The organism is Microcoleus sp. S28C3 (genome assembly GCF_036700785.1).
GTDB lineage: Bacteria > Cyanobacteriota > Cyanobacteriia > Cyanobacteriales > Microcoleaceae > Microcoleus > Microcoleus asticus.
This window is the reverse complement of sequence record NZ_JAUBPO010000034.1, coordinates 37,016-62,080: the sequence shown is the minus strand read 5'-3', so window position 1 is coordinate 62,080 and position 25,065 is coordinate 37,016. Positions and strand designations below refer to the sequence as shown.

Genomic DNA, 25,065 nt, shown 5'->3' with positions numbered 1-25,065 from the left:
GTGTTTTTACATTTTACATAATTCTTGCATAGGACTGTTGCAAGTATTTATACTCATTGCATAATTGAGATGCTCCCGGGGGACTTTGAATGCTGGGACTATGACCATCCTCAGCATCGAAAATCCCCACAGCGTAATTACCGAGAAAAACGGCCAACAAAAAAGACTCGCCCCTCTCCCCGCCGCCGAAATCGAATCGGAAATTATTTGCCGAATGTTCGACAATTCCACCCGACTCGAAGAAGACGCAGCCACCCTCGATGAAATCGAAAGATTATTGCAACAGCCGCACGATATTTTTCACTTCACCGGCCACGGCAGCTATAATTTTGATAATCCCCTCGAATCGACTTTATACCTAAGCGGCAACCACCGATTAACAGTCCGAGAAATCATCAAACATGACCTCAGCAACTACAAATTAATCTGCCTCCCCGCCTGCGAAACCGCCTTGACAGACAAACAAACAATTCTCGCCGAATATGTAGGATTAACTAGCGGTTTTATGCGCGCCGGAGTTGGCAGTGTCGTCAGTACCCTGTGGCCCATAGAATCTGGTGCGAGTACGTTATTAATGATTTATTTTTACCAACGGTGGCGAGAAGCAGGCGATTCTCTGCCCGTCGCTTTAGCAAATGCTCAAAAATGGCTGCGAGAAGCCACCCGCGAGGATTTAGCGGCTTGGTATCAAGGGGAAATCGACAATATTTCCGCAAACAGCCCCGAACTTTCTGAAGTTGAAGCTACCTTAATCGATTCCTTGGAAACCGATCAGCTAGCATTGGCTACAATGGAATTAGACCCACCTTATCAGCATCCCTACTATTGGGCTGCCTTTACTATCACAGGATTATGAACGACACGCAAGACGAGATTTTCCAAGCTTTTATTGTGGCGCTATTGCAACAAACCGAACCGTTGCCTGCCGATGTCCAATCCGAGTTTAATAAAACCGATGAAACTTGTACGGTTACCGATATTCTAAGACTTACAAAACTGCATCCTCCTCTGCTAGCGGCTTATCAAAAAAATCGTGTCTGGTTAGTGAATCACAGCAGCCAACGCAACAAAGGATTAGATGTTTTACCGAATGCTGAATTTGAAAATAACAACACTACTACCACCGAAACTGATAACACCGCTAGCGACATCAGCGATTTGACAAATTTGCCGGAAATTATCAATAAAATCGAGGCAAAAGTCCAGCCTCGCGGGCTTGGAAAATTCCTCAGAAAACTTTTGCAAGCTGGAGACTCTGTGCAAACAAGTCGAGATACAATCTTATTGTCAAGTGCAGACGGTTTTGCCCATGAGTAACGAGAATTGGCTAATCTACCCGACTGTTGATTTGTTTATCTACGATTTAGCAGACGGTAGCGGGCAAAATGAGGACAAGATTAGCCAAAACCGCCAACAGTTTTGGCAAAAAATTTATGGCGACAAAATCTCTGCGCCGCAGCTAGAAAAACTCAAACAAGCTGAAACTGAAACTGCTGATTATATCGAGTTACTCGGCAATCCAAAAATAGCAAAATTTGAGTCTCCCCTCGATGGCTATGCTTATCCCGTCAAAATCGGCGATACTTATGCGACACAATTTGACTTGTCAGGGAAAATAGAAACTGACGAGAACCAGAAATTTGAAGCCAAAGAAATCGACTGTTTAGAATGGCTGCAACAACAAGTAATTTCCCGCGTCAATCCACCGGCTACCATCGGTCAAAGTTGGCTGGTGTGGGGACAGTTGACTGCCGATGACCAAGATGCTTTAATAACAGCTAAAAATTGCTACAGCAAACTTAATCTATTCCCGAATGCTAAATGGGATAGAGACTTAAAAGCTGAGGGTAAATTTTTAGGTGCTGATTTTTACGAATTGTGGCTACCACCTGGGGATAGGGGCAATATCAGCCAAAATTATCATGTCTTAATTTGCTTGTTTCCTTACAACAGCGGTCAATCAATTCGCCATATTAGCAAGACTGTCGCTAAACTTTATACGCATTTAATGCGATTATTTGCCTACCGCAATAAAGTGCTTTGGGCTTACACTCAAAGCCGCCAACTTAAGGCTGACTTGAAAGATGCTTCGCGGAAAATTCAAGACATTGTTAGCAAATTGCCGGAACAGGTGAATGCGCCGAAAGTTGACCTGAAAGAATTGCAGCAAAGTTTAGTTAATTCCTTGACAATATTCTCGGTTTATGCTAATTATATCAGCAGATTAGAAGAGCAAGAAAATACAATCAAAACTAATCTCAAAAATTATAAGAGACGGCTGGAAGCTATCGGTAAGGACATGGGAAGTGATGCCGAAGCTTTCAAGTTTATGAGAAGTTTTAGCGATTTTGCTAAGGAGAAGTATGTTTGGCAAGTAGAAGCGGATAACAGGAGTTTGAGTGCGGGTTTGAGATTGTTGGAAAATGCAATCGAAACGATTGAAGGGATTATTGAGATTGAGAGGGCTAAGAGCGATCGCACTTTGAATGTTACAATTGGAACCGTCGGTGTGGGAATTGGTATCAGCGGGGTAGCCGCAAGCGTTTATGCTAGTCAAATTAAAAGTCTGGCCAGCCCCGCAAATCCGATGGATGTGAATGCAGTTTTTGGGTTGAGTATTTGTTGGGGAATTGTAGCAGGTGCCATCGTCTTCGCCCTCATCAAAATTGGCAAAAATTGGCGTTAAAACGGAGTTAGGAAAAATGACAACCGTTACTTTAAACTTAGATACTGTCGAACTAACAGACGAACAGTTTTACCGTTTGTGCCAGATGAATCGAGATTGGCAATTTGAACGGACTGCTAAAGGAGAAATTATCATTATGTCACCAGTAGGCGGAGTCAGCGGCAATCGAGAAGCCTATTTAATTACAGAGTTGGGCTTGTGGAACCGTCAAACGCAGCTAGGGATAGTGTTTAGTTCTTCCACAATTTTTCGCTTGCCTAATAATGGCGATCGATCGCCTGATGCAGCTTGGGTTAGCTTAGAAAGATGGTCTGCTTTAACAACAGAAGAACAAGAAAAATTTCCGCCAATCTGTCCTGATTTTGTCATAGAATTGCGATCGCGCCCAGACCCGCTGCAGCCGCTTCAGGAGAAAATGCAGGAGTATCTAAACAGCGGTTTACGCTTGGGTTGGTTAATTAATCCTCTAGACGAACAAGTGGAGATTTACCGCCCTTCTCGCGAAGTAGAGATTGTACAATTTCCTGTAAGTTTATCGGGAGAAGATGTCTTGCCCGGATTTGTTCTTAATTTGCCGATGATTTGATCTTGCCTCAAATTTTTCCTGTTTCCAACTGTATTTTCTTCGGACAAATATCATCATCGTACCAACCAGTCAAAGCCACCGCCAAAGCATCCGCCGCATCGTCGGGTTTCGGAATATAACCCAACTCTAACTCCCGCGCCACGGCCTCTTGCACTTCAGATTTATCCGCATTACCGCGGCCTGTCAAAGCTTGCTTAATTTGAGCCGGCGTAAACTCAAACAGCGGCACTCCACACTGCGCCAATACTAGCGTCAAAACGCCCCGCGCTTGGGCTACAAGTATCGTATTTCCCATCTTGTAAAAGAACAGTTTTTCGGCAATTGCTAGATCGGGTTTAATCTGTTCAATTACCTCGTGCAAATCGTCGTAAATTGTTTTTAACCGCTGTCCCATTTCCTGTTTTGGCGTTGTTTGTATGACGCCGCAATCAATCAGGGAAACGCTGTTTTTATCTTGTTTGCCGGGGACAATTTGACAAGAAATTGCCCCGTAGCCAAGATTTGCTAAACCCGGATCTAATCCTAAAATTCGTTTTTCCATTGCAGAAATTAGTAATTGGAAATGGGAAATGAGGTATTAAAAATTTGGGAAATGTTTCATCACCACCAATTACCAATTACCAATTACCAATTACCCCTCAGTTGTTTCTAGGCCGAATACCCGATCGAACACTTTTGTCACTTTATAGCCTGAATCTATTGATTCTAGCGGGTCTTTCCGCAATCGGTGCCGCAAACACAGAGTCATCACCCGGCGAATATCGTCCACAGTCACCTCTGTGCGGCATTCCAAAGCCGTGAAAGCTTTCGCCGCGCGGTTTGTGACCAAATCGCCCCGCAGTCCGTCTACGTCCAATTCTGCGCAAACTTGGGAAATTTTTACTCGCAAATCTCGATCGATAGTTACCGATTTCAACCTTTCCTGAGCTTCCACCAACTTCTGCTGCATATCATCTTGTTCGTGCTGATATTTCGCGAGAAACTCCGGCGGATTTTGGTCAAAACTCGATCGCTGTTCGACAATTTCCACTCTTAAATTCGGGTCTTTTACAGTCCGAATTTCTGCGTGCATCCCGAATCTGTCGAGCAACTGCGGCCGCAATTCTCCTTCTTCTGGATTCCCGGAACCGATTAAAATAAACTTAGCCGGGTGGCGGATCGAAATGCCTTCTCTTTCAACAGTATTCCAACCGCTGGCGGCGGAGTCGAGCAAAACATCGACTAAATGATCGTCGAGCAAATTGACTTCATCAACGTAAAGAATGCCGCGGTTAGCTTTAGCTAAAAGGCCGGGTTCAAAAGCTTTAACACCTTCCGACAAAGCTTTCTCGATGTCGATCGTACCGCAAACTCGGTCTTCGGTAGCGCCCAGAGGCAAGTCTACCATTTGGACTTTTTTGCGGGCGATTTTAATGTCAGTTTGAGATAAAGTGCGATCGCGCACCTCATCACTCATCAAATCCGGATCGGTGGGATGACTGTTAAAAGGATCGTCAGCCACCACCTCAATTTCCGGCAGCAAATCAGTGAGGGCGCGGATTGTGGTAGATTTACCAGTACCTCGATCGCCCATAATCATCACCCCGCCAATTTTGGGATCGATGACATTCAACAGCAGCGCCAGTTTCATCTCCTCCTGGCCAACAATTGCAGTGAAGGGAAAAACAGCGCGGCGGGCTGGAGTAGCGGTAACGGTTGGTAGAACGCCCGCATTCAGGTTATTGCTGACTTCGGCAGTAGGACTCACAGGATAACTCAAAATATAATAATTGCTTGTTTATTGTGACATACAAGCGGACAACAATCGATCGCCAGCCTTGAAATCCAAGTACAGAGTTTATCTGATTCCTCTCAAAACCCCGCCAAAAACAGACTATTTCTGAGACACAGAACGCGCAAACTCTAAAATTTGTTGCTGGCTTTCATCAGACAAACGTTCAACCATCGCAGCTAATAGCTCAGATACAGACAACCACCGCCTTTCTTTCGACTTCCAAACAACTAAAAACTGCTCGGTAGACAGAGTACACAAAGCTATCGTTTCGCCACATCGATCGCTAAATTCTACCTCGTAATTTCCATCATCATAACAATCTACAATTGCCCCTCTAACACCCTGGTGCAAATTAGATTCAGGTAATGTTACTAACAATTCGACTACATCAAATAATTCTGGCACGATCGTGCTTACCTCCGAACGAATAGTCTTACCAGTCTCGCCCCATTACTACTCGGTTCTACGATCCAACCTGTACGGACAATCCCCTGCTGTCCCTGTTCGCCCAGAATTTCCAAGTCTACAGTATAGCGCTGTCCGTGTTTGTCATTTAGTCATAAAATTGCTTCAGAATCAAGAGTTTTAACTGAAATCTGTGCTAACAGCAATTCATAGTTTTCTTGGCTAAATCCTCAACGACGCTGAAATATTACAGCTTTATCGCTACCGACTGGATTATCTAAATTAAGAGCATACTCTGTTAATTTTCGAGGCTCGATAACCAGATGGCTGACAAGTTCTTTCAGCTTCATGTTTGTGTACCTAGCACTAATTTTACCACCTAACAGATTAAAGAGCTGTTTTGCAAACCCTATCGACTTTCAATTTGAGTTCTAACGTACAATAACTAATAACTAATAACCCACAACTAACTACCACTGCGGCTCGGAAGCCATCAAAGCAGTCGCAGCCTCGCTCGGTAACGGTTTAGCAAAAAAATAACCCTGACCGTATTCGCAGCCGATCGACCTCAACCTAGCTAATTGTGCCGCCGTCTCCACACCCTCAGCAATCACATCCATACCCAAAGCGTGAGCCAGCGCCACAATCGTCCGCACGATCGCCACATTCTCCCCCTCGCTTTCGATCTCCATCCGCCCCACAAACGACTTATCAACCTTCAAAGTATCCGTAGGAAACCGACTCAAATAACTCAACGACGAATAACCAGTGCCAAAATCATCAATTCCCAAGTTGACATTTAACGCTTTCATCTGCTTCAAAACCGCGATCGCCGACTCCACATCATCCATCACCACACTCTCAGTAATCTCCAACTTCAAACTCTCGGGACTCAAACCCGTTGCCCCCAAAATAGCCTGAATGCGATCGACCAAATCCGGCTGAGCAAACTGCTTCCCAGATAAATTTACACTCATAATCAAAGGCCGATCGAAATCAAACATTTCCTCCCACCGTCGCAACTGCCGGCAAGCCTCCTCCAGCACCCAGTCGCCCAGCGGCACAATTGCCCCCGTTTCCTCAGCCACCGGAATAAACTTCACCGGCGAAATCAAGCCCCGCAGCGGGTGCTGCCAGCGTACCAAAGCCTCAAACCCAATAATCCTCCCGCTTGCCAAAGATACAAAAGGCTGGTAGTGCAGCAAAAACTCCTGACGCTTGAGGGCCATCCGCAAATCAGTCTCCAACTGCAACCTCTCCACTGCCAAAGCGTGCATCGAAGCATTAAACACCTGATACCTTCCCGTTCCCAAAGCCTTCGCCCGGTACATCGCCGTGTGGGCGTCCCTCAGCAAGTGTTCCGGCTGTTCGCTCACAGTAGCAGCGGGTTCGCCCCCCAGGGCAATCCCGATGCTCGCCGTCACAAACACCTCCTGCCCCTTCAAATCAAAAGGCACAATTAAAGCTTGGTGAATTCGATCGGCCAAATCCACCGCACTGCCAACATCAACATTCCTCACCAAAATCGCAAAATCGTCACCCCCCACCCGCGCCACAGTATCTCCGGAGCCAATACTTGCCCTCAACCGCTGCACTACCGACATCAGCAGTTCGTCCCCCGCCAAATGACCCAAAGAATCATTAATCACCTTAAACCTGTCTAAATCCAAAAACAGCACCGCAAACAGATAGCTGCGGCGGCCCCTAGTATTGGCGATCGCCCGCCCCAGACAATCCACGAACAAATCCCGGTTGGGCAAACCCGTCAGAGAATCGTGAAAAGCATCGTAAAGCTTCCTGTAAGCGCTGACGCCCCCACCAGTCAACACCAAACTCAAAGCCGGCGACACCAGCGGCACCCACCCACCCCCAGTAAAAATCCCAAAACTAATCCCCAACAGACCCATCAACGCCGCACCCCCAACTAATCCCGCCCTCGCAGGGTGCTGAATCCGCCAAGCCACAACCCCGCCTACCATCGCCCAAGTACCGTTCCACAAAATTTCCGCCCATTCCGGCCACACCCAAAACAGCGATCCCCCATCCAAAACCGCACTCAATATTTGGCTGAGCATTTGCGCGTGAACCAGCACCCCCGGCATTTTCGGACTTTGCTTTTGAACCGGGCTGTAGGGGGTCAAAAACAAATCTCTGGTACTCGGTGCCGTCGTCCCGATCAACACAATCTTGTCCCTTATCCAACTCGGGTCAACTTCTCCGTTCAATACCTGCCTGATAGTGACTTGTCGCGCCACATGATTGCCAGAACGGTATTTGAGCAGAATTTGGTAGCCTCTGGCGTCAATATTTGCATAGCCGCCGCTGTCAGAAGTTAAAGGCACAAATTCTGCTTTTCCCCAGTTGATTTGTTTGGGATTAATCGGGCTAATTGTCGGCAGCAGTCTGTCTTTGAGATACAACAAAGCCACTTGCATAGAAAACGAGAAAGCAGCAGTCTTCTGTGCTTGCGAGACTGAAAGTAAATTGCGGCGTACAACGCCGTCAGCATCGAGCACGAAGTCGTTAAAACCAACCCGATCGGGCGGTATCCCCGGAGGCGCCGGCACTCCCGGACTTTCTGAATCGCTCAATTGGTTGATCGCCACAACATTCGGTGCTTTCAGCGCGGCCAGCAATTCTTGGTGTCCCGGCGCTTGAGGCAAATCCCGGTACAAATCCAAGCCTATGACTTTTGGCTGATACTTTTGCAGTTTTGTCAAGGTTTGAGCGATCGCCTTGTCGGAAATCGGAAATCTCCCCAAAGCTTGAATATCGGCCTCAGAAATTGCCACTACCAGCAGCCGCGGATCGGGGCCGGAATCTAGCTGCAAGCGCACTAACGAGTCAAAACTCCCCAATTCCCAGCTTTGCAGGCCTCCCAACTGCCTAACTCCCATATTTAGCAGCGTTACAGTCGCGCCCGCCAGCATTGCAGGCAAAATCCTGACCCGTCGGTTTTGAGAACTCAGGTCGAAGCCAGTTGCGACAGACATTACAGATCGAAGATTTCGAGAGAAGTTGGCAGTCACAAAAAAAATATGTCGGTGCAAATTAGCTTTGCCCAAGTCTGTTCTTACAGAATTGGGCTTAATATGAGATTGAATATAATTTTTTCAGAACTTGTGCCGCAACCGAGTTTCTTTAAGCTAATAACTCGATTTGGCAAAGTATTTCTCGGATGGGAACCGGGTTTCTGAAGATTTGCCGACAAATTCTGTCTTTAATTCCTTGTTTCCCCAAATTCCCACAAGCGTTAAAATTTAGTCGATCAAACTTTCAGGATATTTTTGAGATTATGGCGAATCAACTTCCGATTCCGGTGATTGTTAACGGTGCAGCAGGCAAAATGGGCCGTGAAGTAATTAAGGCGATCGCCCATGCTAGTGACATGACCTTATTTGGGGCTGTAGACCGCTCTCCTGAGTGCCTCAACGCCGATGCCGGGGAATTAGCCGGATGCGGCCCGCTAGAAGTTCCGATCACTGACGACTTGCAAGGAATGCTGGTATTAGCTGCTCAGGAAAAGCAGTTAGGGGTAATGGTAGATTTCACGCACCCGAAGTCGGTTTATGAAAACGTGCGATCGGCTATAGCTTACGGGATTCGCCCCGTAGTCGGCACTACCGGATTGAGCAGCAAGCAAATTGAAAACTTAGGTGAATTCGCTGAAAAAGCCAGCACTGGATGTTTGATTATACCGAATTTCTCGATCGGCATGGTTTTGCTCCAACAAGCCGCTGTCACGGCATCTCAGTATTTTGAACACGTAGAAATTATCGAGCTGCACCACAATCAAAAAGCCGACGCCCCCAGCGGCACAGCCATTCAAACTGCCCAAATGCTAGCAGAAATGGGAAAAACATTCAATCCCCCCGAGGTGGATGAAACCGAAAAATTAGCCGGAGCTCGGGGCTCTTTAGCCGATGAAGGGATTCGCATTCACAGCATCCGTTTACCCGGTTTAATTGCCCACCAAGAAGTAATTTTTGGCGGCGCCGGTCAAGTTTATACTTTACGACACGATACGAGCGATCGAGCTTGTTATATGCCCGGAGTGTTGCTGTCTATACGCAAAGTCCTTGAACTGCGATCGCTCGTTTACGGTCTGGAAAAGATATTGTAGTCATTAGTCATTAGTCATTAGTCATTAGTTCTTGGTAATGTGGAATTAATCTAACTTCTAACTTCTGACTTCTGATTTCTGACTTCAACATCAATCCCTTAAATCCGTTACAACGCTTATACAATCCCCTGCCGAACAGACATCCGTTGGATTTGTTACAAAATCTGTTGCCGAACTTCCTATGCTAATTCCCTTAACCCGCGAAACCTTTCAAGAACTAATTCCCGCCGTCGCCACGGGAGCGCAATACAAATATATCTGGGGAAAACCGCCCGATTTTTTGAGGCGAATGTTAATCTCAGCGGTAACAGTAGTTTTCGTGCTGATAGTCTATAACTTCGCCGGTTCCGATGTCGCGCCGCTAGTTTTAATCACCGGATTGATTGCAGGTTTGTATTGGCTGTGGGGGCCGATTTTGTGGGCGAGTTTGCGGAATGCAGAATGCCGCAAATATCAATACTGCGGTTTTTGGCAAGGACGAGTTTTAGATATTTATATCACAGATGAAGTCACAAGCCAAGAAGAAACAGTCAATCAAAAAGGACAACTCGTAATTGTTGACAACTTAGAACCGCGAATTAATTTAGAAGTTGGCGACAAAACGGGATTTACTACTACACTCCGAGCTCCCTTGCAGAAAAACCACCAAGGAATTGCCCCCGGCCAAGCTGCTTTAATGTTAATCATGTCAAATCAAGAAGATTTGGGCCGGATTGCTAAAGTTTCAGATATTTACATTCCCAGCCGCGACGTGTGGGTGAGCGACTATCCTTATTTGCGTAAAGATGTATTTGTTGAGATGAGTCAGCAAATTAAGAAAGGTAGGAAAAAAGACCGCGCTCGGGATAATGACAGTAGAAGTTCAAAAAGGCGATCGTCCGCTGATTATTAATTTTGAAAAGTACCCAACATTTAAGAGCGATCGCAAGTTAAACTTAGGAGAAAATTCACTCCGATCACAGCTAATGCCTACGGTTCTTCAGGTTGGACCATACAGTTTCATCTTTTTTAGTTCCGATCGAGGCGAACCAGCCCACATTCATGTTAAGCGCGATCGGCAACTTGCCAAATTTTGGATGAATCCTGTATCTCTAGAAAAAAATCGAGGCTTCAAAGAGCATGAATTAAACCAGATTGCTCGTCTTGTAGAGGAATACGAACCAAATATTGTTGGAGGCTTGGCATGACTACTTTGGTACTTGAAACAGAACCCCTCGTAATTAAAGTCACGGTGACAGATGAAAAAGTAATTGTGGACTTAGTTGATGGTCGCAGTTTGAGCGTGCCCTTAGCTTGGTATCCCCGTTTGTTGCACGGTTCCCCGGAGGAAAGACATAATTGGCAGCTACTTGGAGATGGTTATGCCATTGAATGGGTTGATTTAGACGAACATATTGGAGTTGAAGGTTTGCTAGCCGACAGACGCAGCAGTGAAAGTCAACGATCGTTTGAAAGTTGGTTAATTAACCGCATAACTAATGACTAACTTCCTCGCTACAAACACCTTTTAATTTGGGCTAGAAGGTTTAGTTTTCGTACGCCAGAAAAATTTAGACAGCTTCATTTTTGGTTGACCTAGCCGTTTTCGCCACCCTTCCATATAAGTGTAAAATACCGGAGTAAGATACAGCGTTAAAACTTGCGAAAATAGCAATCCACCGACGATCGCAATTCCCAACGGGCGGCGCGACTCGGAACCGCTACCAACTCCCAGGGCGATCGGCAAAGTTCCAATTAAAGCCGCCATCGTTGTCATCATAATCGGACGGAAGCGGACGATGCAGGCTTCGTAAATAGCCTCAAACGCGCTTCTGCCTTCTTGGCGCTGTTTCTCGATCGCAAAATCTACTAGCATAATACCGTTTTTCTTGACAATTCCCACCAGCAGAATAATCCCGATAAACGAATAGAGATTGAGTTCAACCTGAAAGATTACCAGCGTTAACAGTGCACCAAATCCGGCTGACGGCAAACCTGACAAAATTGTCAGCGGGTGAATGAAATCCTCGTACAAAATGCCGAGAATTAAATAAATCACCAGAATAGAAACCAGCAACAACCAACCTAGATCGTTAAAAGATTGGTTGAATACCTGTGCTGCACCTTGGAAACTTGTTGTCACTGACGGCGGCAAAATATCCTTTGCAACTTTCTCGATTGCTGCGGTTGCTTGACTCAGCGAGGTGCCTGGAAGAGTGTCAAAGGAGATTGTAGCAGAGGGCAATCCGGTTAGGTGATTGACGGTTAGCGGGCCGACTGTTTGGGTGACATTTGCGATCGCACTTAGCGATATCATTTGTCCGGTGTTCGATCGCACGTAAAGCATCGACAAAGCACTCGGATCGCGCTGATACTCAGGCTTTAGTTCTAACACAACCGTAAATTGATTGTTAGGGGTATAAATCGTCGAAACCTGTCCAGAACCGTAAGCTGCGCTGAGGGTTTTTTGCACTTGTTGAGCACTAACGCCGACGGTTGCGGCTTTGTCGCGATCGACTTTAACTTGAAGCTGAGGCGTGCTCAGTTGCAAATCGCTATCTACACCGCGCAATCCCGGTAGCGTTTTGATTTTAGCTAACAATTCCGGCACCGCTTGACGCAGCGCTTGCAAGTCTAAACTTTGCACCGTAAACTGATATTGTGAATTTGTTTGTTGACCGCCGATCGGAATCGCAGCAGGAGAGCGTAAAAAAGCTTGAATCCCTGGAATTCCGCGCAATTTAGGAGTCAGTTGTTGGATGATTTCGTCGGCACTGAGGCGGCGCTGCGATCGCGGTTTGAGCCTAATGGTAATGCGTCCGTTGTTCGCAGATGCGTTCGGCCCGCTCGCACCTACAGTTGAGTTCAACGCTGCGATGTTGGGATTTTTCCGAATGATATTAACGATTTGTTGTTGGTGAAGCAGCATATCTTCAAAGGAGATATCTTGCGCTCCTTTTGTGTTAGCCATCAGTTGTCCGGTGTCTTCAGTCGGAATAAAGCCTTTTGGAACCAAAACGAACAGATAAGCCGTAAATCCCAGCAGAATTACAGAAACAATTAGCGTCACGAAACGGTATTTCAGAACAGGTTTTAGCGTCCACTCATATCCTTGCAGCAGCAGCTCGAATCCCCGCTCTGAAAGGTGGTAGAAGCGGTTTTGTTTGTGTTGGTGGGACGATTTGAGAAATCGACTGCACAACATCGGCGTGAGGCTCAGAGAAACAAATCCCGAAACCAAAATTGCCACAGAAATAGTCACAGCAAATTCGTGGAATAACCGACCGATTAACCCGCCCATAAACATGATCGGAATAAACACGGCGACTAATGAAAGCGTCATTGAAATAATGGTAAAACCAATTTCTTTCGATCCTTTTAATGCTGCTTCTAGCGGTGCTTCTCCCATTTCTTGGTGGCGAACAATATTTTCGAGAACTACGATGGCATCATCCACCACAAACCCTACTGAAAGCGTCAGCGCCATCAGAGACAGGTTATCTAAGGAGTATCCCAACTGATACATCACCGCAAACGTACCGATAATCGCCACAGGCAAAGCTAAACTCGGAATTAGCGTCGCTGTGAGGTTCCGCAAAAATAGAAAAATTACTAAGACAACCAGACACACCGACAAAACTAAGGAGAACTTCACATCATCTACAGAAGCCCGAATTGATTGAGAACGATCGTACATAATTCCCATTTCGATCGATTGGGGAATTTGTTGTTTGAGTGCGGGTAACATTTGCACGATCGAATCGACGATTTCGACAGTATTCCCATCGGGTTGAGGCTGCACTGCCAGCAAGATTGCAGGTTGATTTGTAACATTTTTATCGGTGTACAAATTCAAGACTTTGTTATTCTGCACGTCGTCAATCACGTTTCCTAAATCTTGCAGCCGCACTGCTGCGCCATTTTTGTAAGCAACGATCAGCGATCGATATTCTGCTGCACGGTTCAATTGACCGTTTACCTGAATTAAATAGCTTTTGTTATCGCCAGAAAGGCTTCCGGTTGGCAAGTTTACATTTCCTTGCGTAACAGCGGTTCTAACTTGATCTAATCCGATTCCCCTTGAGGTCAATTCTCGCGGATCGAGTTGAATCCGCACTGCATATTGTTTCTGCCCGTAAACCTGCACTTGCGCCACACCGTCGATCGCAGAAATGGGTTGTGCGATCGTCACTTCTGCGGCTTCATCCACTTCTGCAATTGGCAGGGTTTTTGAGTACAAATAAAGGTAGAGAACCGGCGCAACAGAAGGGTTAACTTTCCGGTAGGTTGGCGGTTTGGGCATTCCAGATGGCAATGAACCTGCAGCGGCGGCGATCGCAGCTTGTACGTCTTTAGCAGCAGAATTCACACTGCGGCTGAAGTCGAATTGTAGGGAAATGTTCGCGCTACCGGTGGAACTGGTGGAGTTAAACGAATTGAGGCCAGCTATTTCAGTGAACTGTCTTTCTAGCGGCGCGGCAACTGAGGATGACATTGTTTCGGGGGTGGCACCCGGTAAGCTAGCAGAGACACTTACAAAGGGATATTCAACGTGAGGCAAGGCGCTAATTGGTAGCAGAAAATAACTCATCAAACCGAAGATTAAGATGCCGATTGTGACCAGTGCGGTCATCACGGGGCGGCGGATAAAAATTTCTGAAAGGTTCATAATTATGAAGGAAGAAGGAAGAAGGAAGAAGGAAGAAGGAAGAAGGAAGAAGGAAGAAGGAAGAAGGAAGAAGGAAGAAGGAAAAGGGAAGAAGGAAGAGGGAAGAAGTTGTAGGGTGTGTCGCCCTCGAAAATACTTAACCAAATATCGATAACCTTATGGCGACGCACCTTATACCAGGTTTACTATCCTAAAAATATCTGCGTTTATCTGTGTTTATCTGCTTGACATCTGCGGTTTATGTATCAATCAAAGACTTATGCAATCTTGTCTCTTTAGTTGGGGATCGATCGCAGGCGACGCACCCTACGATTACTCACGATGAGACAGGTGCGTCGCCCGCTCGAGTGTCCATATTTAGTTGGGGATTTATCGCAGGCGACGCACCCTACGAATATTTTATAAAGGTTATTTTACCGTCCTCATTTAAATGAAAAAACTTGCCGAAACTTCACCTCATTGAGCTTTTTCCGCCACGATTCCATGTAGATGTAAAATACGGGCGTGAGATACAGTGTCAAAACTTGTGAAAACAAAAGTCCGCCGACAACCGCAATTCCTAATGGGCGGCGAGACTCCGAACCCGCACCAACTCCTAGGGCGATCGGCAATGTTCCCATTAGTGCCGCCATTGTGGTCATCATAATCGGTCGAAAGCGCACTAAACACGCTTGATAGATTGCTTCGGCTGGTTTTTTGCCATCGTTGCGCTGGGCTTCGATCGCAAAATCCACCATCATAATGCCGTTTTTCTTAACAATCCCTACCAGCAAGATGATGCCGATGAATGAATAAACGTTGAGTTCAACGCCAAACAACATCAGCGTCAATAATGCGCCAAATCCCGCCGAAGGCAATCCCGACAGAATTGTAATTGGATGGATGAAATCTTCGTACAAAATACCGAGAATCAAATAGATGACGAGAATTGCGATCGCCAACAGGATACCCAAACTCGGCAGCGAACTTTGAAATACTTGGCTCGCGCCCTTATAATTGGTAGAAATGCTGTCAGGAATTACCGATTTCACGATTTTGTCGATCGCACTATTTGCCGTTCCCAGCGCCACCCCAGGAGCGAGGTTGTAGGAAATGGTCGCAGCATTCATCCTACCGACGTGGTTGACAATTAACGGTGCAATTCCCGGAGTGATTTTGGCAAACGTAGCTAGCGGTACTTGTGTTTGACCGCCAGAATCATCACTCGAATTACTTCCCGCTGTAGCGATGTAAAGCTGCATCAAAGCATTGGGATCTTTTTGATACTTTGGTTCTAGTTCCAAAATAACTTGATACTCGTTGCTCGCACCGTAAATCGTGGAAACTTGGTAAGCGCCGTAGGCATTTCTCAAGGTGTTTTCGATTTGTTGAGCTGTAATTCCTAATGCTGAGGCTTTGTCGCGATCGATATCAATTTTGATTTGAGAAGTCATCTGTAAATCGCTGTTAACATCCTGAATTTCTGGCATTGCTTTCATTTTGTCAACCAGTTGCGGGACGTATTGCCGCAGTGGTAAAACGTCAGAACTTTGCAGCGCGAGTTGATACAATCCAGTGCTTTGTTGAGTGCCCAGCGGGATTGCCGGAGGATTTTGCAAGAAGACTTGAATGCCGGGAATCTCTGCTAGTTGCGATCGCAAATTCTGCACAATTTCATCGGCTCCCATCTGCCGCTGCGAGCGCGGTTTCAGCCGAATAAACAAGCTTCCCGAATTTCCAGCAACTGCCGCCCCGCCGCCATTTGCACTCGCTCCTGCCCCGATATTCGAGTTAACTGCTTCGACATTTGGATCTTGGCGAATCGCCCTGACAACGGCTTGCTGGTGGCGAACTAATTCATCGAAAGAGGCATCTTGTGCAGCTTGAGTAATGCCCGTGATTTGTCCGGTATCTTGGCTGGGAATAAAGCCTTTGGGAACCGCGATAAATAGTCCAACTGTGACAAACACCATTGCGAATGACAAAATCATCGTGGTGCGGTGATATTTTAAAACTTTCTTGAGGCTCCAATCGTACAAACTCAAAAAGACCTCGAATACATACTCTGAAGCTCGATAAAGCCGGCTTTGATTAGCGTGATTTACCGGACGCAAAAAACGGCTGCACAACATCGGTGTCAGGCTCAAAGATACAAAGCCTGAAACCAAAATTGAAACTGCAATCGTCACTGCAAATTCATGAAACAAGCGCCCCAACAACTCGCTCATAAATAACATCGGAATAAACACCGCTACCAAGGAAAGCGTCATCGATAAAATCGTAAAGCCGATTTCCCTAGACCCGTTTAGCGCCGCTTCTCGCGGGCTTTCTCCTTCTTCTATGTGGCGGACGATGTTTTCGAGCATGACGATCGCATCATCGACTACAAAGCCGACGGATAGCGTCAGTGCCATCATCGACAAGTTATCTAGCGAGTAGTTGAATAAGTGCATCACCCCAAAGGTTGCGATCAGCGAAACCGGCAGCGCTAAACTGGGAATTACTGTTGCAGACAGATTGCGTAAAAATAAGAATATTACTAAGATAACTAGGGCGATCGTCAAAACGAGGGTAAACCGAACGTCGTCAACGGAATCGCGAATTGATTGAGACGCATCGTACATCACCCCAAGTTCGATCGAACTCGGAATCTGAGTTTTTAAGTTGGGCAGTAATTTTTGAATCGTCTCTACAACTTCTACAGTATTTGTGCCCGGCTGTCTTTGAATCGTGAGGATAATTGCGCGATCGTTGTTATACCAACTAGCAAGTTGAGTATTTTCTACGCTGTCAACCACTCGTCCTAATTGTTCGAGATAAACAGGCTGTCCATTTTTGTACGTCACAATTAAACGGCGGAATGCTGCTGCATCCTGAAGCTGTCCGTTTGTTTGCACCGTAAAGTTTTTATGGCTGCCGGAAAGGCTTCCTGTGGGTAAGTTGACGTTTCCTTGTTCGATCGCAGTTTGCACTTGATCGATGCCAATTTGCCGCGTTGCTAACTGTTGGGGATCGAGTTGAATTCTAGCAGCATATTTTTGAGAACCGTAAATCTGCACTTGCGCCACACCCGCGATTGTCGAAAGCTTTTGCGCTAGATAGGTTTGTGCGTATTTATCAACCTCAGAAAGCGGAAGCGTTGGGGAAGTGAGATAAAGGTAAAGAATTGGCCCGTCGGCGGGATTGACTTTGCTGTAAGTCGGCGGATTTGGCAAATCGTTAGGCATTTGGCCCGAGGCCGAGGAAATTGCCGATTCCACATCTTGCGCCGCATCGTCAATATTGTGGCTGAGATTGAACTGAAGCGTAATTTGAGTTTTGCCGCTGGTACTCGTTGAGGTTAGCGTATCGAGTCCAGCAATGCTGGAAAATTGCTTTTCTAGCGGGCGCGCCACCGATGCAGCCATCGTTTCCGGGCTAGCGCCGGGCCGGGAAGCGCTGACTTGAATCGTGGGATAATCGACGTTTGGCAAATCGCTAATCGGCAGTAAGCGATAACTCATCCAACCAAAAATCAGAATTGCCACCATCACCAAGGTGGTCATAATTGGACGGCGAATAAACGGTTCTGAGAGATTCATTATATCAATTCCGGTTTTACCGGAATGACTGTTGACTGTTGACTGTTGACTGTTGACTGTTGACTGTTGACTGTCAGTCGCAAAACTGAATGATGGTTGACTATTTAACCTTCGACTTCGCGATCTGGCAATAACGAAACGAAGTGAAGCAATTGCAGGGGTTTGAGATTACTTTTGTCTGCAAAATAACTTTCGATAATCCAAATATAAAATCGCTCGCCCTAGGGATTTTTGCGCGATTTCCATGACTTATTTCCCGATGAATTAGAGTCGCCGCCAGATTTTACACCTGTTTCTTTGGCTCCAGATGTGTCTGAATTATTATTGCCTTTAGTATTATCTGAATTATCTTTAGCATCCGCTGCGGTTTTAATGCGAATCTTGCTACCATCAACCAGATTTGCTTGTCCGTCGGTGACAACTTCATCACCCGCATCCAGACCTTTTTGAATCACAGTTAAGCCGTTGATTGTATTGCTGACAACTACAGGCACATTTTCCACTGTATCGTCTTCTTGGGCGACAAACACGAATTGTCCGTTCGGCCCTGTCTGTACAGCTTGTGAGGGAACAACAATCGCATTTGGTTGTTGACTTAATGTTAGAGTTGTGTTAACAAATTGACCGGGAAAAAGTTTGCCATCTGCGTTATTAAAGTCGCCAATCAGTTGAATTGAACCAGTGGCATTGTCAACCGTATTGTTCACAAATGACAAGGTTCCCGATATCGGACGATTGTTTCCGGCAAAGGTGACATCAACTTTCAACTTGCCGTTGTCCGCATATTTTTGGATGTCTGGAAGGTTGGATTCAGGAACGGAAAAGGCAACTTGAATGGGATTAATTGTGGAGATTGTCACCAAGGGTTTGTCGGTGCTTGCTTGCACCACATTGCCTTCTGTCACCAGCACATTTCCGGCACGCCCGTCGATCGGCGCATAGACCTTGGTATAGGATGATTGCACCTGAGCATTTTTCAAGGCACCGCCGTCTGCACTCAACCCAGCTTGAGAACCCTCGATCGCAGCCCGATCGCCCTCCACGACAGCCCGAGCATTCTCAATCCCCACTAAATCGCTTTTCACCGCCGTCTCAGCATTCTCAATCCCCACTAGATCGCTTTTTACCGCCGTCTCAGCATTGGCGATCGCCACTTCATCACTTTTGACGGCTGCCTCAGCATTGGCAATCCCGATGCGATCGCTCTTCACCGCCGTCTCAGCATTGGCGATCGCTTGCTGGTCAAGATCGACCGTTGCCGCAGCGGCTCGGCTGCTGGTAGCGTATTGTTGGGCTTGATCTTGACTGATTACTCCTTGCTGGTAGAGAGCTGCGTACCGTTGACTTTGTGCTTCGGCATATTGGGCTTGAGCTCGATCTTTGGTCAAGGTGGCGATCGCTTGCTTGACTGCGCCTTGGTCTTTTTCCAGAGTCATTCTGGCTTGTTCGACGACTCCTTTGTCTTTAGCCAGAGTCATTCTGGCTTGCTGGACAATTCCTCGGTCTTTTTCCAGGGTCGCTTTGGCTTGCTCGACAATTCCTCGGTCTTTGTCCAGGGTTGCTCTGGCTTGTTCGACAACTCCTCGGTCTTTAGAAAGGTTGGCTGTGGCTTGTTGCACCTGTGCTTGGCTTTTTGCTACGATTCCTTGAGCTTGCTGGATCGAGGCAGTTTGAGAGCGATCGTCGATCGAAAACAGCAGTTGTCCTTTCTTAACTTCTTGTCCTTTCTTGAAATAAACTCCTGTAATCCGCCCGCTAGCTTGTGGTGTCACCGAGACAGTAGAACTCGATTGCACGTTGCCGATCGCTTGCAACTGTATCGGAACCGTTTTTTTCGTTACTGTTGCCACTGTCACCGGAGTCACTTGCAGTCTGCCACTGCGGCTCGGTTTTTCCGCTTTAGGAGCAGTCGATCGCACCCAAACCAAAAATCCCAACCCACCCACCAGCAGCAACCCCAGCAGAAACAGCGCAATCCGCCCTTTCGCCAGCACCTTTTCCGTCGGTGGTTTGGCTGCAACACTTTCCGCCGGTTCGCTCTCCGGCAATGTTGGAGCTTCCTGAAAAACTTCACGGAGAGCGTCTTTTGGAGTTTCACTAACAATTTCTACGTTGTGCGTCGGTTGCTCGTTCAGCTTCAGATTTTCGTCAGAAACTTTAGGGCGAGTGCCATTCCGACTTTCACTAATAATTTCCTCGATCATCACAAACCTCTTTTGTAACTAACATCTTGCACTCTTCTCATAAACAGGCAAGATGCCTGTTCTACAGGAGATGAATTTTATCGCTTCACAGGCATCTTTCCTGTTCGTAAAAGGCTGATTAACAATGGTGCAAAAGGTGAGCAACATCTCAGTTGTAACTAACATCTTGTATCATTTATCATTCTCAAGAACAGGCAAGATGCCTGTTCCACAACACATCAATTTTCTTGTGGAATAAGTCGGAGAACCCGCGCAAGTCCTGTATCAGTTTCGCCCTGCAATTTGCCCAATCAGAACGTTATTGCGAGTTTGTTTGAGACTGCTTTTGCCCCCGAGGATAAGCAGTCTTGAGAATCTCTTTAATTTTTGTTTTTTGTTCGGCGGTGAGATTTAGCTCGGACAAAGCTTTCCGCATTTTTTCACCTCCCTTGACTTTAGTTTCTAACTGTTGTACCTGCTCGGGCGTCAACACCGCTTCGACTTGTTTGCGAAGTTCCTCGCGTTTCTGTGCGCGTTCTGCATCCGTTGCTTTCGGTTGCGCTGAACTTGGAGTTGCAGTCGCCGCGACAGGTTGAGCAGCTTGGGAGGAAGCAGAATCGACCTTCGCTTGGTCGGAACTTACTGGATTGGCCGCCGTCGTCTCAGGTAGGGTAGGTTCGGAAGCATTGGATTGCGTACAAGCAGACAAACCGCCTACCAAAAGTGCACCGACGAGGAGAAATGCTGGTGCGATCGTTGTTCTTTTCATGATTTACTGCCTCTAATTAACCTTCACCACCAAATCTTATAGGCTAAAATCAGCCAGCGCATGACCCAAGATTCCTAACTTGACCAGTCAAAAAGCACTTTGCGGTTGTGACTTTTTTCCTAGTCCCAAATGCCAAAATCAGCCGAAAAGGCTCTAGCGCGATCGTTGGCAGATTCGCTAAGCTGCTACACATAACTTGTCTGTTATGGCAAAAGGGGAGCGCGGGAAGAGCGGGAGAGCGGGAGAGTGGGAGAATGGGAGATTGGGAGAATTGCTCAATGACCAATTCCCTCAACATTCATCCGTTAAATCCCGATTCACTGCGCGTTGCCGAACTTCCTTCTGAACATAAGGGGGTAACGTGTTTTTTGATTCCAAGATACCTTCTACAATTAGGTCAGCGACCTTCCTTGAATCGCTCCAGGTTTTGATGGGGAAAAGTTCTATGATTCGCTTGACCTATCCGTCCTTTCGTTTGTTGCTTTATTTGGAGTGGCTGCTGCTGGCGACGGCAGCCTTGATGGAAGTGCTGCATCCGTTTCAGTCGCTCTGGTCGCTGCTGTTACGGGTTGGCGCGATCGCACTTTTTGGCGCGCTAGGGTTGCGTTTGCCAACCGTTCGGTTAGGTAGAAAAGTTTTATTTACAGCCCTAGAATTTGGCTTGATTTTGCTGCCAATTGTCCGCGAAGGGTTATCGAGCCGATCGAGCTTTTTGCTTTTTCTCGTGCTGCTGATGCGTAGTTGTATGATTTTCCGTCAGCCGGGGCAGGTGATTGTCTTAAGTTTAGCCCTGCTTTCCTATAGTTCGCTGTTGTTATCAAAACCAATTTTACCTGATAAATTTCGGGCAACTGTTTGGGAATGGCGATTCAGCAATGTGTTATTATTTGGCTTAACATTAGTGTTCGCTTTATTGTTAATTAATGCGTTGATTGCGGAACGTCAAAGCCGAGAGCAATTAGAAATCGCTCACGATAAATTAGCCCTAACTCACGAACAACTGCGCCACTATGCGCTGCGAATTGAAGACCAGGCAACTTTGCAGGAACGCAATCGGATTGCCCGCGAAATCCATGACGGACTCGGACACACCCTCGCGGCTCAAACGATTCAGCTCAATAATGCCCTATTGTTCTGGAAATCGGAGGATGAGAAATCGCTGGAGTTTCTGAAACAGGCGAAACAACTCGGATCGGAAGCTTTGTTAGAAATTCGCAAATCTGTTTCGGTGTTGCGATCGAATCCTTTGCAAGGATTGTCGCTCGAAAGTGCGATCGACAAACTTCTCCAAGACTTTCAGCGCATGACTGCGATCGAAGTTTCCAACTCGATTCGCTTACCAGTTCTGCTATCTCAGGAAATCAATACAACACTTTACAGAATTGTGCAAGAATCGCTCACAAATATTCACAAACACGCTGATGCAACAATGGTGACAGTTGGGTTGCAGCAACACGCAGGACAGATTTATTTGTCGATTGCTGACAACGGCAAAGGCTTCGATCCTGCACAAAATACCACTGGATTCGGACTCCAGGGAATGCGGGAACGAGTGGCCGCGGCAGGCGGTCAATTTGCGATTTACAGCAAGTCTGGAAACGGTTGCCGGATTTCGGTTTCTTTGCCTTCTCAAAACATATAGAAACCAGCGGTTTCAACCGCGTCTATACAAACTTTTGTCCCTCTCTAAGAGACTGAAGAAATGATAATGCAGTGCGGTTTGCCCGACGCTAATTGATGCGAGGATTGTTATATGATTCGGATTTTGCTAGTGGACGATCGGCATATTATTCGCCGGGGAATCAAGAGTATCCTGGAATGCTATTCTGATATGCAGGTAATTGGTGAAGCTGAAAACGGACAGGAGGCGATCGCACAAATTCCCATCCTACAGCCCGACATTGTGCTGATGGATATTCGGATGCCAGTGATGGATGGCGTAGCAGCAACCGGGGCGATCGCCCAATCTTATCCCGATACAAAAGTGCTGGTTTTAACCACATTTGATGACGATGAATATGTCAGCCAAGCAATGCGGCTGGGTGCAAAAGGCTACTTGCTCAAAGATACCGAACCCGAGGAACTTGCGTTAGCGATTCGCGCTGTTTATAAAGGACACACGCAACTCGGCCCGGGATTATTTGAGAAAGCCCTGATGACTCATGCTGCAACCAATCCGACGGTTGTTTCTCCGCCTGAATTAGAGCAACTCACGCCCAGAGAATTAGAAGTGTTGCGTTTAATAGCTTCAGGCGCGAACAACCGAGAGATTGCTCAAACCTTATTTTTGTCGGAAAACACGGTAAAGAACTATGTAACGAATATTTTGAGTAGGTTAAATTTGCGCGATCGAACTCAAGCCGCGCTGTTGGCTCATTCACTCTTCAATTAGGGACTTATTGATGCCTGAAAGTGGCAATCAAAGCCTTGCTCAGAGACAGATTCAGCCACTTTCTCACCACCCGATTTTTTACACCCACCCATCCGCGCCAGCAGCACACAAAATCATCAACTGTTCCCCTCTTGCCCGTAAGCCTGCCAAGCCAAATCCACCAGCCCGTTAACAATAGCCACAGCCACCACCGCAGAGCCCTTGCGGCCCTCAATCCGAATGTGAGGAACCATAGAATCGTGCAGCCGCGACTTAGCCACGTCAACCCCCACAAACCCAGAAGGAGTTCCAATCACCAAAGCCGGTCGAATTTCCTCAGATTCAATCAAATCTACGATCGCCGACAAAGCAGTTTGAGCCTGGCCCACCACAAAAATCCCCTCAGGATAGCGTCTTGCCAAAGTTTCAATCCCCCAAGCCGCCCGCGTCCTTTCCTTTTGTGGGCGTGTCAAAGCCTCCATCGAACAGTAAACCGGATTCGCAAAGGTACTTTGGATCAGGGGCGTAATGCCCACCTGCACCATCGGCACATCTACCACGATCGTAGTCCGAGCAGCCAAAGCCGCCGCCCCGGCTTGCAAAGCCTGATCGGAAAAACTAATTAAAGACTTGTACTCAAAATCAGCAGTCGCATAAATCACGCGGCGGACTATTTCGTACTCCGCCGCTGAAAAACCGTGGTCGCCAATTTCGTTATCGATTAATCCCAGACTCTGGGCATCGCTTACGTGCCATTCCATTTGTTGGATAGCTGTCGCCTCTGAGTTGTCAGGTATCAGCTTACCAGCTTTTAGTCAATTCGTTGACTGTTGACTGTTGTCACTTGTCAGTTGACTGTTGACTGGCAACTGGCAACTGATAAGTGACAACTAAGTTTCCGACGACGAAGAAGATTTGCCCAGCACCGGAGTTAGGAATGCCACCAAAGCTCCGATCGCAAAACCGGACACATTCCGAACCACTGGCAACCAGTCAGAAGTCCTAGTCACCACCGGCCCAAGTCCGAAAGCGAAAAACAGAATACCCCACAGCGGCGAAAAAATCAGCGCCCACTGCCAAGCCACAACCTGTCCCGGCTTCCGAGGCTGAGCAGCAAACCCGCAGATGACGCCGCCAACCACCGACGTAATTAACGTCAGAACCCACTGTTCCCTCGGCAAACCCGGAACCACGCGGCACCCGCCCTGACGCAAACAGCCTTCGATCGACTCCAAAGATTCAATAATCGCTCGATCTTCGCCATTGTCCCGCACAAAAAATTGATTACCGTAGCGGGTTTGCAGTTCCACCCAAAAAGTGCGGGGCAGCAGCGGATACAGCGAATCGCCCACATTAAAATTGAGCAAATTTCCCCCTCGGGGGTCAGCAACTAGCAACACACTCTTGTTATCTAGTCCCCAATAACTTTTGACAGCTAAACCGGGCGTGCGATCGTACTGAGTCAGCACTCGCAGTTTCCAGCCGGTTTCGGCTTCAAAAGCCTTTAAATTTTTTGCCAAACTCTCTTCTTCAATATCCGTGAGGGCTTTAGCTAAATCAATGATCGGCGTCTGAGTTGACGGCAACAAATCGGGATTGTTGAAAGCGCGGGCAGCAGGTGCGATCGTCCACACCGACAAAGCCAGAAAAAATGCGGCAGCAAAGGCTAGAAATTTTCGCGGGAAAAGCTGTGACATAGGAACTTGTAATCCGGGTCTTAATTGTGAATGCTAGCTGGCGGTGTTAACCAAAGGATAAGAGAAAACTCATATTTCTTTACAATTATTTACTTTACAGGAAGCCGAGACCAAGGGGAAGGAAAAAATAGTTTTTGAGAAAGGGGGAGGGGGAGAGGGGGGGAGGCGGAGAGGGAGAGAGGGGGAAGGGGGGAGAAATTAGCGATTGAGCTCCTCAAGGGGGTGAGTAACATCGAAAATCGAAAATCGACTGAATCCCCCAA

21 protein-coding genes and 1 pseudogene are annotated in these 25,065 nt (G+C 47.0%); 11 read left to right on the top strand and 11 right to left on the bottom strand.

Annotation, left to right across the window (positions count from 1 at the left end; genetic code table 11):
• The first annotated feature begins 100 nt into the window (after positions 1-100).
• The 4 genes from QUA13_RS12725 to QUA13_RS12710 are packed head-to-tail and all read left to right on the top strand — an operon-like array spanning position 101 to position 3,272.
• Positions 101-856 (top strand): CHAT domain-containing protein, encoded by a 756-nt coding sequence (locus QUA13_RS12725; protein ID WP_333198855.1) that lies wholly within the window; start codon positions 101-103, stop codon positions 854-856.
• Positions 853-1,317 carry a hypothetical protein gene (locus QUA13_RS12720; RefSeq protein WP_333198853.1) on the top strand — a complete coding sequence of 155 codons (465 nt, stop codon included), beginning with the start codon at positions 853-855 and terminating at the stop codon, positions 1,315-1,317. Before QUA13_RS12725 ends, QUA13_RS12720 begins: the two co-directional genes overlap by 4 nt.
• Positions 1,310-2,686 (top strand): hypothetical protein, encoded by a 1,377-nt coding sequence (locus QUA13_RS12715; protein WP_333198852.1) that lies wholly within the window; start codon positions 1,310-1,312, stop codon positions 2,684-2,686. The genes QUA13_RS12720 and QUA13_RS12715 overlap by 8 nt, the downstream gene beginning before the upstream one ends.
• Positions 2,687-2,702: 16 nt before the next feature.
• Positions 2,703-3,272 (top strand): Uma2 family endonuclease, encoded by a 570-nt coding sequence (locus QUA13_RS12710; protein WP_333198850.1) that lies wholly within the window; start codon positions 2,703-2,705, stop codon positions 3,270-3,272.
• 7 nt (positions 3,273-3,279) lie between these two features.
• Here QUA13_RS12710 and ruvC read toward each other — a convergent pair whose 3' ends face one another.
• The 5 genes and pseudogenes from ruvC to QUA13_RS12685 form a co-directional block, all read right to left on the bottom strand.
• Positions 3,280-3,813, bottom strand: a complete 534-nt coding sequence (ruvC, locus tag QUA13_RS12705) for a crossover junction endodeoxyribonuclease RuvC (RefSeq protein WP_172187982.1) — start codon at positions 3,811-3,813, stop codon at positions 3,280-3,282.
• 90 nt (positions 3,814-3,903) lie between these two features.
• Positions 3,904-5,019, bottom strand: a complete 1,116-nt coding sequence (gene bchI, locus QUA13_RS12700; RefSeq protein WP_445242708.1) for a magnesium chelatase ATPase subunit I — start codon at positions 5,017-5,019, stop codon at positions 3,904-3,906.
• A 126-nt stretch (positions 5,020-5,145) separates the two neighbouring features.
• Complete coding sequence (locus QUA13_RS12695; RefSeq protein WP_333198848.1) at positions 5,146-5,451, bottom strand: DUF4926 domain-containing protein; 306 nt, start codon at positions 5,449-5,451, stop codon at positions 5,146-5,148.
• A gap of 8 nt (positions 5,452-5,459) precedes the next feature.
• Positions 5,460-5,801, bottom strand: a pseudogene (locus tag QUA13_RS12690) (DUF6883 domain-containing protein).
• A gap of 120 nt (positions 5,802-5,921) precedes the next feature.
• Positions 5,922-8,444: an EAL domain-containing protein gene (locus QUA13_RS12685; protein WP_333198846.1), complete on the bottom strand. Its 2,523-nt coding sequence runs from the start codon at positions 8,442-8,444 to the stop codon at positions 5,922-5,924.
• Between the two features lie 302 nt (positions 8,445-8,746).
• Between QUA13_RS12685 and dapB the strand changes: the two genes are divergently transcribed.
• From dapB to QUA13_RS12665, 4 genes are all read left to right on the top strand, one after another.
• Positions 8,747-9,574, top strand: a complete 828-nt coding sequence (gene dapB / locus QUA13_RS12680; RefSeq protein ID WP_333190555.1) for a 4-hydroxy-tetrahydrodipicolinate reductase — start codon at positions 8,747-8,749, stop codon at positions 9,572-9,574.
• A 181-nt stretch (positions 9,575-9,755) separates the two neighbouring features.
• Positions 9,756-10,466, top strand: coding sequence for a phosphate ABC transporter permease (locus QUA13_RS12675; RefSeq protein WP_333198844.1), 711 nt, complete (start codon positions 9,756-9,758; stop codon positions 10,464-10,466).
• Positions 10,423-10,761, top strand: coding sequence for a DUF4160 domain-containing protein (locus QUA13_RS12670; protein ID WP_333198842.1), 339 nt, complete (start codon positions 10,423-10,425; stop codon positions 10,759-10,761). Before QUA13_RS12675 ends, QUA13_RS12670 begins: the two co-directional genes overlap by 44 nt.
• Entirely contained in the window at positions 10,758-11,060 is a 303-nt protein-coding gene (locus QUA13_RS12665) for a DUF2442 domain-containing protein (protein WP_333198840.1), read from the top strand. Before QUA13_RS12670 ends, QUA13_RS12665 begins: the two co-directional genes overlap by 4 nt.
• A gap of 21 nt (positions 11,061-11,081) precedes the next feature.
• Here QUA13_RS12665 and QUA13_RS12660 read toward each other — a convergent pair whose 3' ends face one another.
• Entirely contained in the window at positions 11,082-14,222 is a 3,141-nt protein-coding gene (locus QUA13_RS12660) for an efflux RND transporter permease subunit (RefSeq protein WP_333198838.1), read from the bottom strand.
• A 4-nt stretch (positions 14,223-14,226) separates the two neighbouring features.
• Between QUA13_RS12660 and QUA13_RS12655 the strand changes: the two genes are divergently transcribed.
• Positions 14,227-14,376, top strand: coding sequence for a hypothetical protein (locus QUA13_RS12655; RefSeq protein WP_333198836.1), 150 nt, complete (start codon positions 14,227-14,229; stop codon positions 14,374-14,376).
• Positions 14,377-14,644: 268 nt separating this feature from the next.
• Here QUA13_RS12655 and QUA13_RS12650 read toward each other — a convergent pair whose 3' ends face one another.
• The 3 genes from QUA13_RS12650 to QUA13_RS12640 form a co-directional block, all read right to left on the bottom strand.
• Positions 14,645-17,782, bottom strand: a complete 3,138-nt coding sequence (locus tag QUA13_RS12650) for an efflux RND transporter permease subunit (protein ID WP_333198834.1) — start codon at positions 17,780-17,782, stop codon at positions 14,645-14,647.
• 221 nt (positions 17,783-18,003) lie between these two features.
• Entirely contained in the window at positions 18,004-19,986 is a 1,983-nt protein-coding gene (locus QUA13_RS12645) for an efflux RND transporter periplasmic adaptor subunit (protein ID WP_333198832.1), read from the bottom strand.
• Positions 19,987-20,284: 298 nt separating this feature from the next.
• On the bottom strand, positions 20,285-20,734 hold the full coding sequence (locus QUA13_RS12640) for a hypothetical protein (protein WP_333198830.1): 450 nt from the start codon (positions 20,732-20,734) through the stop codon (positions 20,285-20,287).
• A gap of 445 nt (positions 20,735-21,179) precedes the next feature.
• On the opposite strand from QUA13_RS12640, the gene QUA13_RS12635 reads away from it, so the two are divergent.
• Positions 21,180-22,376 carry a sensor histidine kinase gene (locus QUA13_RS12635; RefSeq protein ID WP_333198828.1) on the top strand — a complete coding sequence of 399 codons (1,197 nt, stop codon included), beginning with the start codon at positions 21,180-21,182 and terminating at the stop codon, positions 22,374-22,376.
• A gap of 111 nt (positions 22,377-22,487) precedes the next feature.
• Positions 22,488-23,126, top strand: a complete 639-nt coding sequence (locus QUA13_RS12630; protein WP_333198826.1) for a response regulator transcription factor — start codon at positions 22,488-22,490, stop codon at positions 23,124-23,126.
• Between the two features lie 116 nt (positions 23,127-23,242).
• Here QUA13_RS12630 and QUA13_RS12625 read toward each other — a convergent pair whose 3' ends face one another.
• The gene (locus QUA13_RS12625; RefSeq protein WP_172191877.1) at positions 23,243-23,866 is read right to left on the bottom strand and encodes a precorrin-8X methylmutase; all 624 of its coding nucleotides are present in this window, start codon (positions 23,864-23,866) and stop codon (positions 23,243-23,245) included.
• A gap of 129 nt (positions 23,867-23,995) precedes the next feature.
• Entirely contained in the window at positions 23,996-24,802 is an 807-nt protein-coding gene (locus QUA13_RS12620; RefSeq protein WP_333198824.1) for a TPM domain-containing protein, read from the bottom strand.
• Between the last annotated feature and the right edge of the window lie 263 nt (positions 24,803-25,065).

Excerpts from the sequence above, each read along its gene's own strand:
- QUA13_RS12640 (WP_333198830.1), bottom strand. The coding sequence starts at position 20,734 with ATGAAAAGAACAACGATCGCACCAGCATTTCTCCTCGTCGGTGCACTT.
- QUA13_RS12675 (WP_333198844.1), top strand. The coding sequence starts at position 9,756 with ATGCTAATTCCCTTAACCCGCGAAACCTTTCAAGAACTAATTCCCGCC.
- QUA13_RS12715 (WP_333198852.1), top strand. The coding sequence starts at position 1,310 with ATGAGTAACGAGAATTGGCTAATCTACCCGACTGTTGATTTGTTTATC.
- QUA13_RS12720 (WP_333198853.1), top strand. The coding sequence starts at position 853 with ATGAACGACACGCAAGACGAGATTTTCCAAGCTTTTATTGTGGCGCTA.
- QUA13_RS12635 (WP_333198828.1), top strand. The coding sequence starts at position 21,180 with ATGATTCGCTTGACCTATCCGTCCTTTCGTTTGTTGCTTTATTTGGAG.
- QUA13_RS12655 (WP_333198836.1), top strand. The coding sequence starts at position 14,227 with ATGAAGGAAGAAGGAAGAAGGAAGAAGGAAGAAGGAAGAAGGAAGAAG.
- QUA13_RS12725 (WP_333198855.1), top strand. The coding sequence starts at position 101 with ATGACCATCCTCAGCATCGAAAATCCCCACAGCGTAATTACCGAGAAA.
- QUA13_RS12625 (WP_172191877.1), bottom strand. The coding sequence starts at position 23,866 with ATGGAATGGCACGTAAGCGATGCCCAGAGTCTGGGATTAATCGATAAC.
- QUA13_RS12670 (WP_333198842.1), top strand. The coding sequence starts at position 10,423 with ATGACAGTAGAAGTTCAAAAAGGCGATCGTCCGCTGATTATTAATTTT.
- QUA13_RS12710 (WP_333198850.1), top strand. The coding sequence starts at position 2,703 with ATGACAACCGTTACTTTAAACTTAGATACTGTCGAACTAACAGACGAA.
- QUA13_RS12685 (WP_333198846.1), bottom strand. The coding sequence starts at position 8,444 with ATGTCTGTCGCAACTGGCTTCGACCTGAGTTCTCAAAACCGACGGGTC.
- QUA13_RS12660 (WP_333198838.1), bottom strand. The coding sequence starts at position 14,222 with ATGAACCTTTCAGAAATTTTTATCCGCCGCCCCGTGATGACCGCACTG.
- QUA13_RS12620 (WP_333198824.1), bottom strand. The coding sequence starts at position 24,802 with ATGTCACAGCTTTTCCCGCGAAAATTTCTAGCCTTTGCTGCCGCATTT.
- QUA13_RS12630 (WP_333198826.1), top strand. The coding sequence starts at position 22,488 with ATGATTCGGATTTTGCTAGTGGACGATCGGCATATTATTCGCCGGGGA.
- QUA13_RS12650 (WP_333198834.1), bottom strand. The coding sequence starts at position 17,782 with ATGAATCTCTCAGAACCGTTTATTCGCCGTCCAATTATGACCACCTTG.
- ruvC (WP_172187982.1), bottom strand. The coding sequence starts at position 3,813 with ATGGAAAAACGAATTTTAGGATTAGATCCGGGTTTAGCAAATCTTGGC.
- QUA13_RS12665 (WP_333198840.1), top strand. The coding sequence starts at position 10,758 with ATGACTACTTTGGTACTTGAAACAGAACCCCTCGTAATTAAAGTCACG.
- dapB (WP_333190555.1), top strand. The coding sequence starts at position 8,747 with ATGGCGAATCAACTTCCGATTCCGGTGATTGTTAACGGTGCAGCAGGC.
- QUA13_RS12645 (WP_333198832.1), bottom strand. The coding sequence starts at position 19,986 with ATGATCGAGGAAATTATTAGTGAAAGTCGGAATGGCACTCGCCCTAAA.